The sequence below is a fragment of the Methylobacterium sp. WL116 genome (genome assembly GCF_008039455.1).
Classification (GTDB): domain Bacteria; phylum Pseudomonadota; class Alphaproteobacteria; order Rhizobiales; family Beijerinckiaceae; genus Methylobacterium.
This window is the reverse complement of sequence record NZ_VRUV01000547.1, coordinates 1-2,901: the sequence shown is the minus strand read 5'-3', so window position 1 is coordinate 2,901 and position 2,901 is coordinate 1. Positions and strand designations below refer to the sequence as shown.

Annotated in this window: 2 protein-coding genes and 2 pseudogenes; 1 reads left to right on the top strand and 3 read right to left on the bottom strand. The window is 73.7% G+C overall.

Annotation, left to right across the window (positions count from 1 at the left end; genetic code table 11):
• Window positions 1–772: pseudogene (locus FV223_RS30790) on the bottom strand (hypothetical protein); the annotation flags it as partial.
• A gap of 85 nt (window positions 773–857) precedes the next feature.
• Entirely contained in the window at window positions 858–1,907 is a 1,050-nt protein-coding gene (selD, locus tag FV223_RS24280; protein WP_147729373.1) for a selenide, water dikinase SelD, read from the bottom strand.
• Between the two features lie 159 nt (window positions 1,908–2,066).
• On the opposite strand from selD, the gene moaB reads away from it, so the two are divergent.
• Window positions 2,067–2,621: a molybdenum cofactor biosynthesis protein B gene (gene moaB / locus FV223_RS24275; protein WP_147729372.1), complete on the top strand. Its 555-nt coding sequence runs from the start codon at window positions 2,067–2,069 to the stop codon at window positions 2,619–2,621.
• Window positions 2,622–2,624: 3 nt separating this feature from the next.
• Here moaB and FV223_RS30785 read toward each other — a convergent pair.
• Window positions 2,625–2,901, bottom strand: a pseudogene (locus FV223_RS30785) (hypothetical protein); the annotation flags it as partial.

The following is a 2,901-nucleotide window of genomic DNA, read 5'->3' as shown; positions in this document are numbered from 1 at the left end:
AGGGTACCCTGCGGAGCAGGGGGGGAGAGGGGCGCGACGGTGTCGGATACGGCGCTCCCCTCTCCCGACCCTCGCTGACGCGAGGCCCACCCTCCCCTGCAGAGGGGGGAGGGGAAGACGCGGATGGACTTGAATCCGTTGCGTGAATCGTCCGCTCGCGCTGCAGCAGGACGGGCCGGCCGATGCGGGTGACGCCGGCCTCCGTCCGCACGGCTGCCGACCAGGCGCGTGCGGTCCACTCGGCGTCGACCGGATCGAAGCTGCCCAGCATGCCGAGCGCGGCACGCCGCCAGAGAACTTCGCCGCCGGTGAAGACGGCGTCCGGCGCGGCGTCATCCCCCGCCGACGAGGGCAGGTCGAGGCCGGTCACCGCGTCGTCGAACAGCACCCGAAGCCCCGCCACCGCATCCGCCCCCGAGAGGACCGCGTCGAGAACGAGGGCGGCGAGCGCGCCGGGCGCCAGGAGATCGCCCGCCCGCAGGACCAGGACGAAGTCGACCCCGTCGTCGGCGATAATCGCGGCGGGCGACGTCAATCCCGGCGGCACGACGTCGTGCCGGCATTCCGGGTAGTCCTGCCGGGCGACCGAGGCGATGCTGTCGGCCAGACGCGGCGCGTCGCCGGAGGCGACGGTGAGCACGCGCAGCCGCGGCCACGGGCGTCCGTCCGGCAAGGCGTCCGGGCGCGCGAGCGCGATGGCGGATCGGCCATAGGGCCAATCCGCGACGCCGTGGGCGGTTTCGAGATCCGGGTCGTAGGGAACGTCGGTCACGACGGGGGCGGGCGGCTCTGCGCGACGCATCGCGGGGCCGCGATGATGCCGGAGGATTGGTTTCGATCACCTTCCGGCCCTGGGATCAGCCGGCGACGCGAATTCCCGCCGCGCCCGCCTCCGCCCGCCCGACGATCGCCGCCGCCGGATGCCCGGCGGCGCGGATGCGGGCGAGGATCGCGTCTGCGCGCTCGGGGGCGCAGGCGACGAGCAGGCCGCCCGAGGTCTGCGGATCGGTAAGCAGGTGCCGCGCCCATTCGGGGAAGCCGTCCTCCAGCGCGACCTCGCCGCCGAACGCGGTCCAGTTGCGGTGGGAGGCGCCGGTGACGAAGCCGTCCCGGGCGAGCGTTTCGGCCGAGGGCAGCAGCGGCACGGAAGGCCAGTCGATCACGAGGCGGCAGCCGGCGCCGCGCGCGAACTCGAGGCCGTGCCCGAGCAGGCCGAAGCCGGTGACGTCGGTGATGGCGTGCACGTCCGGGTCGGCGGCCAGCTCGGTGCCGACCTTGTTCAGCAGCGTCGTCGTCGCGACGAACGCGGCGTAGCCGCCCTCCGGCAGGGCGTCGCGCTTGATCGCGGCGGAATAGACGCCGACGCCGAGGGGTTTGGTCAGGATCAGCGCGTCGCCGACCCGCGCGTCGGCGTTGCGGCGCACGTCCTCGCGGCGGCAGGTGCCGATCACCGCCAGGCCGTAGATCGGCTCCGGCGTGTCGATCGAGTGCCCGCCGGCGATCGGGATGCCGGCCTCGGCGCAGGTCGCCGCGCCGCCCTTCAGGATCTCGGCGACGATCTGGGGCGCGATCTTGCCGACCGGCATCCCGAGGATGGCCAGCGCCATGATCGGGCGGCCGCCCATGGCGTAGACGTCGGAGATCGCGTTGGTAGCGGCGATCCGGCCGAAATCGCGCGGGTCGTCGACCATCGGCGTGAAGAAGTCGGTGGTGGCGATGACGCAGGTGCCGTCGTCGAGCGCCCAGACCGCGGCGTCGTCGGCGGTCTCGTTGCCGACGAGCAGGCGCTCGAACGGGCCGGCGATCGGCTGGTCGGCGAGCAGCGACCGCAGGATCGCCGGGTCGAGCTTGCAGCCACAGCCGCCGCCGTGGGCGAGGCTGGTGAGGCGGACGGGGGTCGCATCCATGAGGGCACCGCGAGTTCGAACGGACAGGGGTCGCTGATCGGTGCCGATACCATGGATCGCGGGTTCGGCGCGCCTCGGCCCGCGCGCCGCACGCCGGGAAGGATGGGACAATCGCGGGCGGGCGCCCATATTCCGGTCGTTCAACCCGGAGACGGCCCGATGCCCGATACGCCTGCCCGCAGCTTCGTCCCCCTGTCGATCGCGGTGCTGACCGTCTCGGACACGCGCCGGCCGGAGGACGACCGCTCCGGCGACACCCTGGTGCAGCGGCTGACCGAGGCCGGCCACAGGCTCGCGGCGCGCGCGATCGTGCCGGACGAGGCGACGGCGATCCGCGGGACGGTCGAGGGCTGGACGCGCGATCCCGGAATCGACGTGGTGATCACCACCGGCGGCACCGGCTTCACCGGCCGCGACGTCACGCCCGAGGCGTTGGAGCCGCTGTTCGAGAAGCGGATGGACGGCTTCTCGGCGGTGTTCCACCGCATCTCCTACGACAAGATCGGTACCTCGACGCTGCAGTCGCGGGCGACGGCCGGGGTCGCCAACGCCACCTACGTCTTCGTGCTGCCGGGCTCGCCGGGCGCCTGCCGCGACGCCTGGGACGGGATCCTGGTCAGCCAGCTCGACTACCGGCACCGCCCCTGCAACTTCGTCGAGATCATGCCGCGCCTGGACGAGCACCTGCGGCGGGGCGCCTCGCTCACGGCCTGAGGATCACATCCGGTCGATCCGCGCGATCAGGCGCCGCGGCACCAGCCGCGGGGCGAAGGTTCCGATCTCGGTGAGGCGATCGCGGCGGACGAGGTCGCCGGGCCGCGCCGCACCCGCGCCGAGCAGCGCCTCGGCCCGAATGGCCAGCCGCGTCGCCAGCCCGGCATGCGGGCGGGACAATCGCCCCAGGGCGTCGGCCGGCGCTGTGCCGACGAACCGGTCGAGGGTGCGGATCCAGCCGTCGCCGGGCACGTCGCCCGCCTCCAGGCACAGCACCCAG